Below are 14,372 nucleotides of genomic sequence, written 5' to 3' on the forward strand. Positions count from 1 at the left end.
TTCCCGGATTCTTGCCGTGCCACGGCAAGCCCTACGCGGCGGACGGCAAGCCCTTGTCGGCTTCGGGCATCCGAGATTCTGCAGCCGCCTCGGAGAACCATCCGCACGCCGCCTCCCCAAACGACGCCGCAGTGGCCCAAGGATGCCCGTGGATCAGGTGCGCGGCCGCCGCAGCGGCGCAGGCGGCCATCTCCGCATGCTTGCCGTCGGCGCTCGGGAGGCACCGCACGAGTGCGCCGGCCGCAGCGCATTCCGGCGCGCAGCCGTCTTTCACGGCGGCCAGTGCGGCGCGCGCTATGGCGGCCGCGACGATCTCGGCATGCTGCCCGTCGCGCACGCCACCCAGGCGGTGCAGGGCACGGCCGCAGAGGCGCGCGATGGGGCCATGGACTCGCCAGGCGACCTTACTCGCTTCCACCGTTGTCAACATTTCTCGGCCTCCCGGCTGCAACTACGCAAAGCATGGGCCAAGGTGAGCCTAGGGCTCAAGGACGTCGGCGCACGCCACGTGTCGTCAACAACTTTCCTGCGTCGGAATGCTTGCCTTTCTTCCGTCGTGTCCCTCATCATTAGGGACAGGGCAACCAAGCCCACTGGGAGGCATCAATGGACTTCGGTTACAGTATCTCGCAGAGCGCGGAGCGGGACCGCCTGCAAGTCACGTTCGCGGACCCCGCGTTTCTAGCTGTCATTGACTTGACGAAGGTCATGCGCGTCGGCTCGCGCCGTGATGCGGCCAACCTCGTCACGCACTACGTCTTCCCGCCAGAGGTCGAGCCGGCCGTGCGCGCGCACATCGCGCAGAAGGAGGACGACATCATCAACGGCCCCGCGCGCCTGGCGGCGGCACGGGCTGAGGCTGACGCTCGCCGCGCGGCGGCCGACGAGAAGGCCAGCCGCGCAAAGGCTGCCGCGGAGAAGCGGTTCGCCGCCAAGGTCGCGGCGGCGGACGCCGCGGGCGTCAAGATTGAGGTCTCCGCGACGACGCTGAGCATGCCGTGCTACGCAAAGGGGGCGCCAGAGCTGCTGCGGAGCGCCGGGGCGAAGTGGGACGCCGCCGCTCGCAAGTGGCGGTTCCCGGAATCCGCTTCCCCGGCCATCCGCGAGCTCGTGCCGCAGCTCAAGGTCCTCGTCGTGCAGGCTCTGAATGGTGGGCCGTCCGGCGGCGGCGGCCGGCGGCGCAACAGCGGGATCGGCGCTCGCTGGGGGATGACGGACCGCGAAATCGTCGCCGAGATCGGCTACCTTCCGTCGTCCGAGGACGCGATGCAGAGCGCGTTCGGCGCGTCGGACTACTGACGTGACAGGGGAGCCATCCCTGCTGGCGCGCCTCGCCATCGTCGGCGAGGCGCTGCACGGCGCCGAGTGGCAGCGCGCCATCGCGCGCGACCTCGGTCCGCTTCACCCGGCGGGCCCCCGCCCACAGATCGACGACCGCCTCGTGCGGCGCTGGCTGGCTGGGGAAAGGCCGGTGCCCGCGTGGATCGGCGACGCCCTTCCCGCGCTCCTCGAGCGCGCCGTGAGGGAGCGCCAGCAACACATGGCGTCCCTCGAGCGCCTGCGCGCCAACCTCGCCCGCGCGACCGCCGGCGGCTCCTGAAGACGGCTTCGACGTCCATGCCGCCCGGTGCTGGCGGCGGTCCGGGGCGCGAAAACCGACGCCGTGCAATTACAGTGGCTTACCGTGTGCTGCACGGTATTTTGCCGTGCATGTGCCGGGCTGTCGCCGTGCGCCCGAACGACACCCTTTGTGTTGCACGGCTGCGGAAAGGTGTTGCACGGACTTCGAAGAAGTGTTGCACGGCGTCGAACTGGCGTTACCAGGCGGCGAAGAGGTGTTGCACGCCTCAAATCATCCTATGGGCACCCTCGGGAAACTCACTGACAGCATCAGCGCTTTCGGCTGCAACGCATGCCCTGGACATCCCGGGGTGCCTCAGGCGCGCGTTGTCGCGCACGCTCGCCACCTCGTGGACAGCGGGCCGCGGCACGGCACAGCCGCCCGAGAACCTGATGCGGCGCCCATAGCGGGAGGTCGTCCGGGTTGCGGCATGGCCCAGGAGCGCTGCGATTTCCGTCCGCGTAGCGCCGCCCGCCCGAGCTGCGGTCGCTGTCTGGTGGCGCGCGGACACCAGCGTGTAGTGCCGTCGGCCTTGCCAGATCCGGCGGCATGCCTCACGCAGGGCTCCCGCGCAGGCGAGATGGTGGTCCTCGTACGTGCCGGAATCCGACCACCGCTTGGCGTTGCCGAGCATGCGGTGCACGGCGCCCATCGCTTCCTCCGGTAGCGGGGAGAGATCGAGGGTCCGCCAGTCGCCATTGCCGACGCCTTCCCGCCGCTTGGCATTCAGAACGTGCAAGGTTTTCCCTTCCAAGAAGGCGGAAGGCCATTCGCAGGGGCGCAGCCCGGTCGCGATGCCAGCCGCGAGCCAGTCGGCCGTCGCATGGGCATGCGAATGCCGGGAGAAGTGCATCAGGAACACGGTAAGCTTCTCGGCGTCCTGGGGCGGGATGGATCGCTCACGCAGGCTGGAATCCTGCCGCGGCGGACGCGGCATCCGCGGGTCGTACGGCTCGCGGAGGAGCGTCTCGGCCGTCAGCACCGCTGGATCATCCATCTGCGCCAGCAACCCGTACCTGACCGACTGCCGGTAGATGCGCCACGTGGCCTTGGACATGGTTGGCCGAAGGCCGACGAGCCATTCGGCGACCTTCACCGGATCTGGGGCGGCGTCGGCCGGAAGGCCCGCCTCACGTCTCCAGCGAGCGACGAGTGCGGTCGCGCGCTCAGCGTATGTGGCGAGCGTTGCGGCAGAGGGCGTCGAGGTGTTCATGCGGACCTCCGTCGGGAGCGTGGGCGCCCGTGATTCAAAGGTTCGCCGTCAACACGCAGACGTCCAGGAACGGCAGCCGGCGACCAGGATGATGGCCGCCGGCTCCAATGTTGACAGTGTTGACAATGGCGGCCTGCGCCCATGCGGCGGCGCCGACCGGAAGGACGGAGATGCCTCGGAGCCTCAGAGGGGCACGATCTTTGGCTCGGCCCGCCACCACCCGGACGGGTGTCGATCCAGCGCGAGAAACCGGAAACTCCGTTCCCGCAGGAACGCAACCAAGCGGTCCTGGGTGCGAGAGGTAGACGCAACGAGGATCAGTCGTGGTGCCATCTTCCGCAGGCGGCGGTCCAGGTCGTCGCGGATCTCTGGTAGGTCAAAGAGAGCATGCCACGTCCGGTCGCGCACCGCCTTGTTGATGGCGCACCTTGGCTTGGCCGTGCACGCAGCCAAGCTCGTTTGGTATTGCACCGCGTTGACGACGGCGATCCTGAATCCACCCGCTACGCCGTCCGGAACATGCCGGGCGACCTTCTCCAGCAGCCCGGGAAGGCGGTTGAGAACGACTCGGTTTACCTCCGTGTCGCGTAGTGGTCCGAGGGCCTCGCCCCTCCCGCGATCCGCGTACTCTGAGCGGTGCGGGGATTCGATGAGTAGGGCGTCGCATTCTTGTAGGGCATTTCTTACGGAAACGAAGTCGCATGCGCACGCGTGTTCGGTCTTGCCGTCCCACTCGAAGCGCGGGGTGGGGTCGTCGTCCACCCGTCGGGTGGCGCAGAACTGCCAATCCGGCAATTGGAGGATGCCTGGTTCCGCAGTCAGTGTTGGGTCGAACCAGCTCCATTTCCGCAGGCGGAGTTGGTATCGGATTTCCTTGACGGTCGGGCTATCACCGCCCGGCGGTGGAGCAATCCGGGCGACGACCTCGCGCGCAGATAGTGGTGGCATGGGTGGCCTCCCGGCCCGGCCGCGTCGTACGCCTACTGTCCGAGGCACTCGGCCACGACATCCTCCCAGCGCGTGTAATCGAGCACTTCCTGCTGGATCAGCTGCACGATCCGGTGGCGATCCTGGCGCAGTCGCTTCGCTTCGTCGGCACGGTCGGTCCCGATCAAGTAGGAGCGCAGGAAGTCATCGAGCCCCTCGCCCGGCACGCCCGTGGTCCCGTTGATGACCAGGGAACAGATTGGCGGCAGGCAGACGCCCCAACGTTCGCCGATTTCCATGACTGCACGCCCAACGCGGCCGAGCGGGTGGCCGTACTTGGCCAGGGTGCCTGACGGCCCGCGCTCCGGGTGGCGCCTGGCCAGGATTCCGTCCAAATCCAGGTAGGTCATGGGTGCTTCCGCCTCCGCCAGCACGGGCAAGCTCTGCCGCGCCGTCACGGCCGCCCACAAATCACCCTTCAGCACCTCTGGCATGTCGCCGCTGGCGCGGCAGGAAGCGAGCAGGCCGGGGTTGCGCACCAACTCTGCGAGCAGGCCCTGGACCACATATTCGGCCCACCGGGGCGGATCATCCATCGCGAGCGCGTTCGAGAGCGGCTTTCGAGGAATTTCGGCGAACAAGGCGGCCTGGCGGACCGAAAGCCCGCTCCGCTCCAGGAGCAATCTGGGGTGCATCTATCGTGGCTCCATTCACAGCTATCAAGCAGGAATGGCGCCACGATAGATGGCGGGTATCTGGTTTGCAAGCTGAATGGTTTGACCTCGAAAGAGAAGCTGATCAGGTCGCTGCCGCCTCTCCATCCCGGCGGCGACGGGACGGTACGCGGCGAGCAGCTCGAGGACGGCTGGCTGCTCGACGCCGAGACGCACCGCGGCGTGACGGCTGGCGCGGCGGCCTTGCGGTCCGCCGAGCGGCGCGCGGTCACAGGGCGACTTTCGCGGGCGGCGTCGAGAGTCGCCCCTGGTGACCGCGCGCTCTCCCCTGGCTGCCTTGGTGGACGTGCGCGGCGATGCCGCGGGGGCGGCCAGTTCCGCCTTTGGCGGCGTGACGGCGACCGGGGCGGCCTTTCGCCCCGCCGGCGGCCGGGCCGTCGCCTGGGCGGCTGGCATCGCGGGCGGCGTCGGGAGAGGCAGGACGGCCCGGCGCCTGGCGGCTGCGCGCCCTTCCGCCTTCGTCGCCTTGGTGGACGTGGCGGCGTCCTTGCGCCTTGCAGGTGGCTTGGCGGTCGCCGGAACGGCCGTGCGCGCTGCCGCCGGCCGCATCGGCGCGGGCAGCGGCCGCCCATGCGCGGCGCACCAGCGCCTCACGGCCTGCCGCAGCGACGTTCGGTCAACCCCGAGCTGCTGCGCGGCCGCCCTCTGGCTTGTGCCGCCCGTCAGCAGCCTGTAGGCCGCCTCCGGGTCAACTGGCGCACGCGTCCGGCGCGGGAAAGGGCGCACGGCAGGTGGCATCGGGAGCCCCTGCTCGGCGCACCAGCGGACCGTAGCCGCCCTGAGCGTTGAATGCCGCACGCCGAGCGCCTTCGCCGCCCGCTTCTGCCCCATGCCGCCCATGAGCATCTCGTAGGCCGCCTTCCGGTCAAAGGTCCGCCTCGACGGACGGGGCGCGCTGCTCCCTCCCGTGGGCCGGAATGGTGAGGCAAGCCCGCTTTTCGTGATGTAAACCTTGATGCCGAGGCTGACCGCCGCGGGACTGACGCCGAACCGGGTGGCGATTTCCCTCCGCCTCATGCCGCCGGCCGCAAACTGGTAGGCTTCCGCGTGCCATGCGCCGTCGTGGGCAACCGCGTGGCTGTCGGTTCTGTTCAAGGCTTCCCTCCCTTGCCGAGCGGAACCCGGGCGGCACGAGGCCGCCCGGTTGTTGGTCAGGCGGCGATGCCAGATTGGGCCCGCCGGAGCCGGGCTTCGATGTCACCCCAGTAGTCCGGGGTGAGCTCGCAACCGAGCGCGCAGAAGCCCTCGAGCAGCGCGGCTTCCAGCGTCGTGCCGCTGCCCGCGAACGGATCCATGACGACCCCGCCGGGAGGGGTGACGAGGCGGCACAGATGGCGCATGAGAGTGAGCGGTTTCTGCGTGGGGTGCTTCCCCATGCGGTCGCGCGCGCAAGCTTTGGCACAGAAGTAGAAGCGCGAGGCCGTCCCCGTGTCGCCGCGGGGCGCCATGGACGCGTCGGACCTCCCCATCTTGCCGTAGACTCCGCCCGTGCGCGGAGACGCCGCATTGGCGCTGGACCGCCCTTGCTGCCCCGGCCGCTCGCCGAACGCCGCATAGGCCGCCTCGACTTCCTCCGAGCCGTCATGAATGACGTTTCCAGGCCAGCGCCCGTTGTCGGTGACGGTCCGCTCGATGGTGGCGCGTTCCTTGTACGCCTCGGTGCCCTGGCCGTAGTTGCCGCCCCGGATGTCGGGGTAAGACACCGTGCGGGTCTTCCCGGTGCCCGTGCCTACCCGGCAGCCATCGATGTTGATGCCGCCCGTTCCCCACTGGAGCACCGTCTCGGCCACGGTACCGTCAAGGGGCTTCCGGGCTGCGATGATTGGCTCGTAGCAGGGCTTCAACGCTGAGCCCCACCCGGACCAACGGGCGGCCTCGGCGGTGGCGGGCGCCCCGTGTTTCACCCCGGAATGCCTCAGGCTCATCTTTTCGACGGCCTTGCTCACGTCAACGGACTTTGGGAAGCCTGTCGCATGCTTCCACGCCACCTCGGATCCCAGGCCATCCTGATCGTTCAGGAGTTCGAGCAGGGCACCGCGCTGGTCGTCTGTCAGGCTGGCCCACAGCGGCCCGAACTTCGTCTCTGGCGAGTACTCGTAGCGGATGCGGTCCCGGATCTCGAACCCGGCGTCCTCGATGGCGACGGCGAGCCGATGGACGGTGCGCGTGCCGCCGAAGCCGAGCAGATGACCACCCGGCTTGAGCAGACGCCGTACAAGGTCCCAGGTCTCGGCACGGAAAGCGACATCGCCTCCATCCCATGCCTTCCCCATAAAGCCTGTGCCAATCATTGATCGGCCCGCCGGACTACGGGTGTTGACACTGGCCAATCCCGTTCCGCCCCTCTTGCCAGCGGTCAAGTGGTACGGCGGATCGGTCACCACGGCGTCGATGGAGTTCTCGAAGCCCAAGTCGAGGAGCTGCCGCATGATCTGCAGGCAGTCCCCCCTGTAGTAAGCGCCATTGCCGATTTCGACAGGCGCGAAGGTCAGCTGCGCCGTCTCCGCTGGCGCGGTGTTGTCAAGGATTTCCAAGGGAACCTCCGCAACGGAGGTTGGCAACCGGAGGGCGCCGGCGATGGCCGGGATGCCCTCAAAACAAACGCGCGGGCACCGAACAGGTGCGCCACCATGATGTTCGGCAACGGACCCTGCCGATGCAAGAGCATCCCGGGGCAAAATGAAGGCCGGGCATCCTCGCGGGTGCCCGGCCCTGTTCCGCGGCGGCTGCGTTCAGGTCGCCGACGCCTTGGCGATGGCGCGCGCCGCAGCCCTTCGGTGGGCCTCAGCGACCGGGCGGTATGCCGCGAGAAGCTCGAAGACCTCGGGAAGCGAGACGCCCATCCTCCTGGCGGCGGCCTGGATGCTCAGGCCACGCCAGTGCACGAAGTCCCATGCCGTCGCCGGGGTAGCTTCGATCTTCGTGGCCGGCGTGACGGGCGCAGCCGCCTTTGAAGCGCGCAGCCCGAGCGTGGCGCGGTCGCGGATGACCGCTTCGTATCGGATGCCGAGGGTCGTCGCGATATCCGCCGGCGCCATGCCCTCCTCGGTCATCCGCAGGACGTCGGCGCGGCGCCTGGCTATCGCCGAGCCCCTCGGCAGGCTGTCGTCAGGCATGGATGGCCTCCATCTCTTCATGGGCGGCGATCAGCGCGCGCCGCCAGTTCCAGCTCTCCGATGTCGCCCGGCGCACGGGGGCGTCGACGATGAAACGGTGGCCCATGTGCCAGCCGCCACAGAACGAGCAATGATACACCTGATGCGCATCGAACGCCCGCTCGTGCCGCAGCCGCTTGTGCGCCTCGGCCGCCCGCGTCTTCGAGGGGAAGCGGACCTTCCCCTCGCAGGACCGCTCCAGCGTGAACCGCCGCCGTTCAGACATGGCACGTTGGCCGCAGGTAGACGTCGACGGGCGGCGAGATCCAATCGTCGCTGCGCTTACACTCCAGGCAAACCCGGTTGCCGATGCTGTCCGACATGAAGAGGTTCCCGCACAGCAGGCACTTGCGCTCCTTGCGTCCGGTCGTGGGCGTCCTCGGCTTCTTGCGGTCGTCCCTCTCCCTTTCCGACGGCGGACTCTTTCGGGCGGCAACGTCCGGCATGGGCGGCAGCGGCAGGTCCGCGACCGCCCGGGTCCCGACGAGGACGATGAGGCGCGCGGCCACGGCGTCCGGGCTCCGGTCGAGCGCCGTGGCGATGTCGGGCAGCGTGTGCCGCCGCCCGGCCGCCATCGCGATTGCCTGGGCATCCTCGTCCGGCGTCCAGCTATCACGGCGCGCGCGGTCACCCGCCACGGCGCCCATGCGGCTCGCCAGCGTCTGGACGGAGCCGCGCGTGCGCCCAAGGAGGCCCGCCGCAACGTGGTAGGAACCGTATTCCCGGAGGGCGGCGACGAGCCGCTCGCGGTCCTCGGTGGTGATCCGCTGGCGGTCAGACATTGCGCGCCTCCCCGCCCCCGGCCGCCGCACCGACGCCCGCCGCCTCGTCGCCAACCAGGCCGCCGAGAATGGTCCGGGCGGCCGCCTCGAGGTCGTCGCGGACCTGCCTGAGGCGGGCGTCCGGGTGTCCCTCGAGGCGTTCCGTGGCGCGCCAGGCATCCCACAAGGTGTCGCCGGCGACGCGCAGGGCGGCACGGCGGTGGTGGGCCGCCGGGAGTTCGGCGGCCGCCGTGCGCAGTTCGCGCGCATACTCGAGCGCATCGGCAGCCGCGCCCGGCAGCATGTCGTCCAGGCCGCAGTCGGCCAGGTCGCGCGCGGCGGTCGCGTTGATCAACAGGAGCGCCAAATTTGTGTTGTAAGCGGATTGTGCAAAGGACATCTCGCTCCTCCCCGGGGAGCCCGTGCCTTGCTCGGCGCTCTTGCGCGCGGCACGGATGGCGGCCGATTTTTTCCGGCCTCGATCAGAGATGGGCAGTCGGGGAGGCGGAAAGCAAGCTTGGCGGCTTGGGGATTTCTTTGACATAATCTGCAGACTTTCGGAGAAGACGTTGTCTCCCCTCCCCCGCAGGCGCTATGCTGCCAAGCAGGCAACGCCTGCAGGTCCACCATTGGGGGCCGCACCGAGGGCTGGGGTGTTCCCCCGGCCCTCGGTGTTTCTGCGGGTCGGCGGTGAGCCCGCGCACGCGAAAGCCGCCCGAAGCTCTCCTCCGAAGTTCGCAACCGTCCCCAACAATCTCAGTTCGGCGCCGCCGGGTTCATCATGACAACTTTTCCCTCTGGCGGCGGGCCCAAGGATGCGAAAGCCGCCCAGCTGGTGTCCGGGCGGCTTCATGTCAACACGGCGGCTGGTGACCGTCAGGCGGCCGGCAGTGCCTGCAGCGCGCGGCCGCACACGTAGATGACGTCCAGGCAGCAGCCGGCGGCCCGCCCCCAGTCGGCGTCGTCTCCGTGGGCGCCGACGGTCCCTTCAGCGCATTCGGCCGCGAGCCGGAGGATGCCGATGGAATCCCGCAGGCCAGCCGCCTCATCGCCGGACATCGGCGCCGTGCCGTCGGCAACTGGCCTGAGGACCGCGAAGACGGACGTCGAGGCATCGGCCGCGAGCCAGGCCGCCTGTGTGCCCGGGGTGGCCGCCGCGGCGGCGTCCAGGGCGGATGTGGCGGCCGAGATGATCTGGCGGGTGTCGGCGCTCGTCGTGTCCTCCCCCAAAGCTTGCGATGCCCTTGAGGATGATGTCGGCGGTCATGATCGGCATCCGCAAGGGCTCGGCCGCCATTTTCGTTTGCGCACGAAAATGCCGAAGCCGCCCGGACGCCCCTCTATGTGGCGGCTAGAGTAGAGCCGCCGCCATTTCCCGGCCTACGCAGGGCCGCTATATTGTTGACATGCACCGGTTTGCCGGATGCCCAACCTCCACCAATGAGACGGTGAGTCAGAGTTCTGCTCGCATGGAACGATACCGCGACCTGTTCGCCAAATTGTCCTCCGAGGGGCTGCTTGGCTCCGCCGAGGCAATCCGTCTGGCGCGTGAGCGCATGGGCCTGCCTATTGCCCATGCGATGCACCAGAGGTTCGAGCTGGCGCACGGCGCCCTCTCGGAGTTCATGCGTGCCCAACAAGACCGCCAGCGGCTCATTGAGGCCGCCGGGCACCCTCTGTCGGCTACCCTCAAGGACCATGCTGCCTCCTTGGTCGGGGCTGGCGGCATCCCCCCAGAGATCCTGCGCCAGGCAGAAGTCCAGACGCGGCTACTGGCGACGTTCGGGGGCGCAGCAGACCGCATCAATGAACTCATTGGCGCCTCGGCACCGGTGCACGCTCAAGCGGCATCGATGCTGGCAACGTTCAAGGAGGCCAGAATCCATGAGGCTGCCATGCAGGCGGCCGAGATGGCAGCACGTATCCACCTGCCGGATTTCCTCGAACAGCATCGGCTTGGCGCTCCGGCTTTGGCCGACCATCTGACGATCGCTGGCCTGTCCCGTTCTGCCGATGCCAGCCGGTGGAACGATACCGGCTATCTCTCGGCGTTCAGCGGTGCGGCTGCCATGGCGCAGGCACTCGGGCACCACGACCGGATCGGCGCCAACCTATGTGGCGCGATGGACTCACTCTCCGTCGAGGGCTTCGCCGGCCCTTCGGGCCTGCGGGACTACCAGGGGGTCTTGAATGCGGCGGGCCTCGTGCTTCCGAGATGGCCGCAGTTCCGTCCCGTGAGCCACCGGGAACGGGCAGCACGTCAGAGGCGACGGCTGGCTCAGCATCAGCCATCGCAGCATGTCAGAAAGGCGATGCCGCTCGTCCACCAGCACGAATCCTACCTCCGGCAAGCCATAGACGAGGTAATGGAGGCGGAATACGGGGAGAACTGGGTCGAGGAGCGGCTGCCGCTGTGCGGTCCGGCAGGCCGCAGGCTCTTCGGGAAATGGCAGAACAGGGGAGGGCATGCCCTCGACCATGCCGACTATCCCGATTACCTGGCCATCATGGCTCACCCGGAGCACTTCGACGCAATCTTCGCCATCGCCTTCGAGGACATTCCGGTTCTGACCGACCTTATGGAGAAAGCCCGCCGCCTCCGGGCAGCATCACACCACCCGGGGCACGAGTTCACTGCCGCCGACCTGCGCGACCTTCGCGTCACCTGGAATGCGATAAAACGGGGGCTGTGCCTTCTTGAGGGCAGCCATGAAGTCGTCTTTGAGCCCTGAGCCAGAGATGTTGTATTCTATATGGATTCGAAACAGATTTGAGGCGAGGACGTGCCGAGACGAATGACGAGGCGGCAGACTTTCGCATTGAGCGGCCTGTGCGCGGCGTCGCTGGCCACTCAGGCACGCGCCGCCGACATGGTGATTCCCGCTGGCTATGCCGTCGCCCAGCATTTCAACGTCGACAAGCCGGGCGCGCCTCTTTCGTCGATCGTTCTCTTTGAGGACGTGCGCATCGATCGGTCCCTGCGCGCGACCATGTGGGGAACGTCCTCTGACCCGATGTTCATCCTGACCGACCAGGATCCGGGGCGGGCCGAGGAGTTCTCGAGGAATCCCCCGCTGCCAGCCCTCCTCAGGTTCTTGACCCCCGAAGGGAGGGTGAGCGACCAGAGGGCCCTGGAGCATCCGCTGGCCCAGATGGAGATGGCAGCCATCAGGGGCGTCAAGGTGCCCGTGATGCTGCTCACCGTGGACGGGCACTCCGGGGTGGGGAGCTACAACGGCTGGCGCACCACGGTTCTGCGGCCGACCATCCGGGGCCTCGAACCGGATACGGCGAAGCTGCAGGGCTCTGCGCAGACGCTCGCGCTGACGCGAACGGGCAAGGCTTCCTGGCGGATCGTGCCGACGCGCGACCGCCTCGGAGAGGAGATTCAGCAGGTGCGCTGTTTCCCTGCGGTGTCAGGCCCAGGATTTGTCATGACATTCATCACCTACCGCGTGGCAGGCGACGGGTGGATGGCACTGACCAGACAGGAGCCAGGCTTCTGGGAGTCCGATCAGCCGTTCCCTGAAGCGCAGCGGTTTCCGTAGTCGCCAAGCTGCTGCTGCCTGCTGTCAGTGTTACCTATGCTCGTCTTGCTTTCTATATCTTCAAAAAATCGAAACAATATAACTACAGTTGATGCAAATGACTGACTCAAAAATCGTGCTTTCCGCCAAATTCAAATTAGCAAGCCGCTATGCAAACTTCGGCCCACTTCTAACAAAAATGGAAGTCGATGGCTTCCGTGGCATTAAAGCAGATATCGAGTTCGAGTATCCTGTGACAGCAATCACTGGAACAAACGGATCAGGCAAGAGTACACTTGCTCAATTGTCGTTATGTGCATACCGAAGACCCGTCACGTCCAGCGATAAGCGTTATTATGTGCCTGATTTCTTTCCAGTTTCACCAGTAGACCCGGCCCCATTCACAGCTGACGCTGCCGTGAAATACGAATACCAAACGGAAAAAGCCAAGGACTCGCAGAGTGTGACCGTGACCCGCGTGAAAACGAAATGGTCCGGCTACAAGAGGCAACCTGAACGAGATTGCTACTATGTGGGTCTGACGCTCTACATCCCCAAGGTAGAGATGCGGGATATGAGCATATACAGGTCTTCTAAGATTGAGTTGACGGACAAACGAGATTTTGCAGATGGCGCAAAATATATCAGCCAAATTCTTGATAGCGCGTATAATGATGTTTATTTTCAAGGCATCGAGCACAACGACAAGCAGGGCGAACTCGGCATCACTGAGCGGTTCGGCACCAGTTATTCTGAGAACAACATGGGCTTCGGTGAGGGCCGAGTAGTCTATATGGTCCGGCTGCTTGAAACGTCGCCGCTCCAAAGCCTGTTCGTCATTGAGGAGCCAGAAACATCACTGCACGAGAGCGCACAGTACAGGCTTGCAAGCTATCTGTTGGATGTGTGCGCCCGTCGGAAGCATCAGATTATCCTCACCACGCACTCGTCGGCGTTAACCGAGGCGCTGCCACCGGAAGCGCGAAAGTTTGTCTTCAGGGGGGATGCGGGTGTCCGCGTGTTCGACAGGATCTCCGGCTCGCGGGTGCGGGCAACGCTCTCGAATGGGCGCATCGGCAAGGTCGCCGTCTGCGTAGAGGACAATTTTGCATCCGCAATGCTACGGGAGATGATGCGCCGGCATGACCCGCTGATGCTCAAGGCTGTCGACCTTGTCGAGGCGGGCGATACGAAAGCCGTGCTGACAGCTAAATCTTTTTATGAGAAAGCGGGCATGAAGACACTAGCCGTACGAGATGCAGATACGGCCCCTGATGAAGCCACAAACATCTTTGCACTCCCAGGCACGATGCCACCTGAGAAGGAAGTCTTTTCCTGCCCTGATGTCAGAGAGCGCATTGCAGCAGAATTTCAAGTCGAATTCACGAAACTAATGACGCAATATCCCGAAATGGACCACCATGACTATGTCAAAACGGTAGCCTATGAAGCACAGGAAGACCCAGCACATGTGAGGGCGTGCGTCATAAAGTGGTTCCTTGACGCTAACGGGCCGGATTGGGGCGCCGACCTTATGAAGAAGCTCTCGATGGCTATCTGATTTACTTTTCGGATCAGCCTGCCTTGAGCGTTTCGGCGCGCCGCCCCAGGAACGCCGCCTTGGCTGCCTCCCAGTCGCCGCCGGCCCCGGCCAACGGCCGCACCAAGAGCACCTGCATGGCGTCGGCAGGCTGGTAGTAGCCGCCCTCGGTCACCGCAAGCCAAGCAACGTCTCCGGCCGCCTCAAGCTGGCGTGCGACTTCGGCCAGCTCGGCGTCTGTCGGGTCCGAATGACGGCCGAGCCAAGCGTGGCGGCCGTCGGCGGTGATGACGGCCCAGCGGTGCTCGCGGACGATGCCTGTGCTACCCATGGCCGCACCATGCCACCGCCGGCCGCCCCTCGCCAGCTGCCCCGTCCGGACTTCTCGGATGTCCCCGAGGCGCGCCGCCGCAACATGGCGGCCGTCCGGGGCAGGGACACCAAGCCCGAGATGGCGGTCCGCCAGATGCTGCATGCGATGGGTTACCGCTTCCGGCTGCAGCGCCAGGACCTTCCAGGGCGGCCCGACATTGTGCTGCCGGGGCGCCATGCAGTGGTGGATGTAAGGGGGTGTTTTTTCCACCGCTGTCCCAACCCGGGCTGCAAAAACTCCGTGCTGCCGAAGACCAGGGCCGACTGGTGGGCGGCCAAGCTTGCCAGGAACGTCGAGCGTGACTTGGCCAATCAGGCAGCCCTGGAGTCGGCTGGCTGGCGGGTTTTTGTTGTCTGGGAGTGCCAAGTGCGTTCAGACCGGGGGGCGCTGGCCCAAAAACTGGCAGATTTTCTTGGTCCACCAGGGATTGCACGCAGGGAATCGGAGCCCTGAAAGTAGGCTCCTGGCAAGCCTTACAGGACCTGGTACCATCCGCCACGCCGCGACTCGGCGGCCCAGGA

The 14,372-nt window shown here is 66.4% G+C and carries 18 protein-coding genes; 6 read left to right on the top strand and 12 right to left on the bottom strand.

All coding sequences use genetic code 11. The features are described 5' to 3' along the window. Positions 1-31 precede the first annotated feature (31 nt). Positions 32-430 (bottom strand): hypothetical protein, encoded by a 399-nt coding sequence (locus NBY65_RS31610; RefSeq protein WP_150041074.1) that lies wholly within the window; start codon positions 428-430, stop codon positions 32-34. Positions 431-606: 176 nt separating this feature from the next. Here NBY65_RS31610 and NBY65_RS31615 point away from each other — a divergent pair, with 176 nt between their 5' ends. Both NBY65_RS31615 and NBY65_RS31620 read left to right on the top strand, forming a co-directional pair. Continuing rightward, positions 607-1,299, top strand: coding sequence for a hypothetical protein (locus tag NBY65_RS31615; protein ID WP_150041072.1), 693 nt, complete (start codon positions 607-609; stop codon positions 1,297-1,299). Between the two features lies 1 nt (position 1,300). Next, a complete protein-coding gene (locus NBY65_RS31620) occupies positions 1,301-1,600 on the top strand; it encodes a hypothetical protein (RefSeq protein ID WP_150041070.1) in 300 nt (99 codons plus the stop codon). Positions 1,601-1,847: 247 nt separating this feature from the next. Here NBY65_RS31620 and NBY65_RS31625 read toward each other — a convergent pair whose 3' ends face one another. The 10 genes from NBY65_RS31625 to NBY65_RS31670 form a co-directional block, all read right to left on the bottom strand. After that, positions 1,848-2,834 (bottom strand): site-specific integrase, encoded by a 987-nt coding sequence (locus NBY65_RS31625; protein ID WP_150041068.1) that lies wholly within the window; start codon positions 2,832-2,834, stop codon positions 1,848-1,850. Between the two features lie 183 nt (positions 2,835-3,017). Then, on the bottom strand, positions 3,018-3,782 hold the full coding sequence (locus NBY65_RS31630) for a hypothetical protein (protein WP_150041066.1): 765 nt from the start codon (positions 3,780-3,782) through the stop codon (positions 3,018-3,020). A 32-nt stretch (positions 3,783-3,814) separates the two neighbouring features. Further along, complete coding sequence (locus tag NBY65_RS31635; protein ID WP_150041064.1) at positions 3,815-4,456, bottom strand: hypothetical protein; 642 nt, start codon at positions 4,454-4,456, stop codon at positions 3,815-3,817. Between the two features lie 24 nt (positions 4,457-4,480). Continuing rightward, on the bottom strand, positions 4,481-5,590 hold the full coding sequence (locus NBY65_RS31640) for a hypothetical protein (RefSeq protein ID WP_150041063.1): 1,110 nt from the start codon (positions 5,588-5,590) through the stop codon (positions 4,481-4,483). A 56-nt stretch (positions 5,591-5,646) separates the two neighbouring features. After that, positions 5,647-7,029: a DNA-methyltransferase gene (locus tag NBY65_RS31645; protein WP_203330495.1), complete on the bottom strand. Its 1,383-nt coding sequence runs from the start codon at positions 7,027-7,029 to the stop codon at positions 5,647-5,649. Positions 7,030-7,227: 198 nt separating this feature from the next. After that, positions 7,228-7,611, bottom strand: coding sequence for a hypothetical protein (locus NBY65_RS31650; RefSeq protein WP_150041062.1), 384 nt, complete (start codon positions 7,609-7,611; stop codon positions 7,228-7,230). After that, positions 7,604-7,876: a hypothetical protein gene (locus NBY65_RS31655; protein ID WP_150041061.1), complete on the bottom strand. Its 273-nt coding sequence runs from the start codon at positions 7,874-7,876 to the stop codon at positions 7,604-7,606. The genes NBY65_RS31650 and NBY65_RS31655 overlap by 8 nt, the downstream gene beginning before the upstream one ends. Beyond that, entirely contained in the window at positions 7,869-8,432 is a 564-nt protein-coding gene (locus NBY65_RS31660) for a hypothetical protein (protein WP_150041060.1), read from the bottom strand. The genes NBY65_RS31655 and NBY65_RS31660 overlap by 8 nt, the downstream gene beginning before the upstream one ends. Continuing rightward, a complete protein-coding gene (locus NBY65_RS31665) occupies positions 8,425-8,778 on the bottom strand; it encodes a hypothetical protein (protein WP_150041059.1) in 354 nt (117 codons plus the stop codon). The genes NBY65_RS31660 and NBY65_RS31665 overlap by 8 nt, the downstream gene beginning before the upstream one ends. A gap of 509 nt (positions 8,779-9,287) precedes the next feature. After that, a complete protein-coding gene (locus NBY65_RS31670) occupies positions 9,288-9,641 on the bottom strand; it encodes a hypothetical protein (protein WP_150041058.1) in 354 nt (117 codons plus the stop codon). Between the two features lie 239 nt (positions 9,642-9,880). On the opposite strand from NBY65_RS31670, the gene NBY65_RS31675 reads away from it, so the two are divergent. From NBY65_RS31675 to NBY65_RS31685, 3 genes are all read left to right on the top strand, one after another. Further along, positions 9,881-11,143: a hypothetical protein gene (locus NBY65_RS31675; RefSeq protein WP_150041057.1), complete on the top strand. Its 1,263-nt coding sequence runs from the start codon at positions 9,881-9,883 to the stop codon at positions 11,141-11,143. 63 nt (positions 11,144-11,206) lie between these two features. Further along, the gene (locus NBY65_RS31680) at positions 11,207-11,959 is read left to right on the top strand and encodes a hypothetical protein (protein ID WP_150041056.1); all 753 of its coding nucleotides are present in this window, start codon (positions 11,207-11,209) and stop codon (positions 11,957-11,959) included. A gap of 91 nt (positions 11,960-12,050) precedes the next feature. Beyond that, positions 12,051-13,499, top strand: a complete 1,449-nt coding sequence (locus NBY65_RS31685) for an ATP-dependent nuclease (protein ID WP_203330494.1) — start codon at positions 12,051-12,053, stop codon at positions 13,497-13,499. A gap of 13 nt (positions 13,500-13,512) precedes the next feature. Here the strand turns inward: NBY65_RS31685 and NBY65_RS31690 are convergent, their stop codons facing one another. Next, positions 13,513-13,809, bottom strand: coding sequence for a hypothetical protein (locus NBY65_RS31690; protein ID WP_150041055.1), 297 nt, complete (start codon positions 13,807-13,809; stop codon positions 13,513-13,515). Positions 13,810-13,818: 9 nt separating this feature from the next. Here NBY65_RS31690 and NBY65_RS31695 point away from each other — a divergent pair, with 9 nt between their 5' ends. Beyond that, the gene (locus tag NBY65_RS31695) at positions 13,819-14,304 is read left to right on the top strand and encodes a very short patch repair endonuclease (RefSeq protein WP_150041054.1); all 486 of its coding nucleotides are present in this window, start codon (positions 13,819-13,821) and stop codon (positions 14,302-14,304) included. The last annotated feature ends 68 nt before the right edge of the window (positions 14,305-14,372 follow it).

The sequence above is a fragment of the Rhodovastum atsumiense genome (assembly GCF_937425535.1).
Lineage (GTDB): Bacteria > Pseudomonadota > Alphaproteobacteria > Acetobacterales > Acetobacteraceae > Rhodovastum > Rhodovastum atsumiense.

Excerpts from the sequence above, each read along its gene's own strand:
- NBY65_RS31610 (WP_150041074.1), bottom strand. The coding sequence starts at position 430 with ATGTTGACAACGGTGGAAGCGAGTAAGGTCGCCTGGCGAGTCCATGGC.
- NBY65_RS31615 (WP_150041072.1), top strand. The coding sequence starts at position 607 with ATGGACTTCGGTTACAGTATCTCGCAGAGCGCGGAGCGGGACCGCCTG.
- NBY65_RS31625 (WP_150041068.1), bottom strand. The coding sequence starts at position 2,834 with ATGAACACCTCGACGCCCTCTGCCGCAACGCTCGCCACATACGCTGAG.
- NBY65_RS31630 (WP_150041066.1), bottom strand. The coding sequence starts at position 3,782 with ATGCCACCACTATCTGCGCGCGAGGTCGTCGCCCGGATTGCTCCACCG.
- NBY65_RS31635 (WP_150041064.1), bottom strand. The coding sequence starts at position 4,456 with ATGCACCCCAGATTGCTCCTGGAGCGGAGCGGGCTTTCGGTCCGCCAG.
- NBY65_RS31650 (WP_150041062.1), bottom strand. The coding sequence starts at position 7,611 with ATGCCTGACGACAGCCTGCCGAGGGGCTCGGCGATAGCCAGGCGCCGC.
- NBY65_RS31655 (WP_150041061.1), bottom strand. The coding sequence starts at position 7,876 with ATGTCTGAACGGCGGCGGTTCACGCTGGAGCGGTCCTGCGAGGGGAAG.
- NBY65_RS31660 (WP_150041060.1), bottom strand. The coding sequence starts at position 8,432 with ATGTCTGACCGCCAGCGGATCACCACCGAGGACCGCGAGCGGCTCGTC.
- NBY65_RS31675 (WP_150041057.1), top strand. The coding sequence starts at position 9,881 with ATGGAACGATACCGCGACCTGTTCGCCAAATTGTCCTCCGAGGGGCTG.
- NBY65_RS31680 (WP_150041056.1), top strand. The coding sequence starts at position 11,207 with ATGACGAGGCGGCAGACTTTCGCATTGAGCGGCCTGTGCGCGGCGTCG.
- NBY65_RS31685 (WP_203330494.1), top strand. The coding sequence starts at position 12,051 with ATGCAAATGACTGACTCAAAAATCGTGCTTTCCGCCAAATTCAAATTA.
- NBY65_RS31690 (WP_150041055.1), bottom strand. The coding sequence starts at position 13,809 with ATGGGTAGCACAGGCATCGTCCGCGAGCACCGCTGGGCCGTCATCACC.
- NBY65_RS31695 (WP_150041054.1), top strand. The coding sequence starts at position 13,819 with ATGCCACCGCCGGCCGCCCCTCGCCAGCTGCCCCGTCCGGACTTCTCG.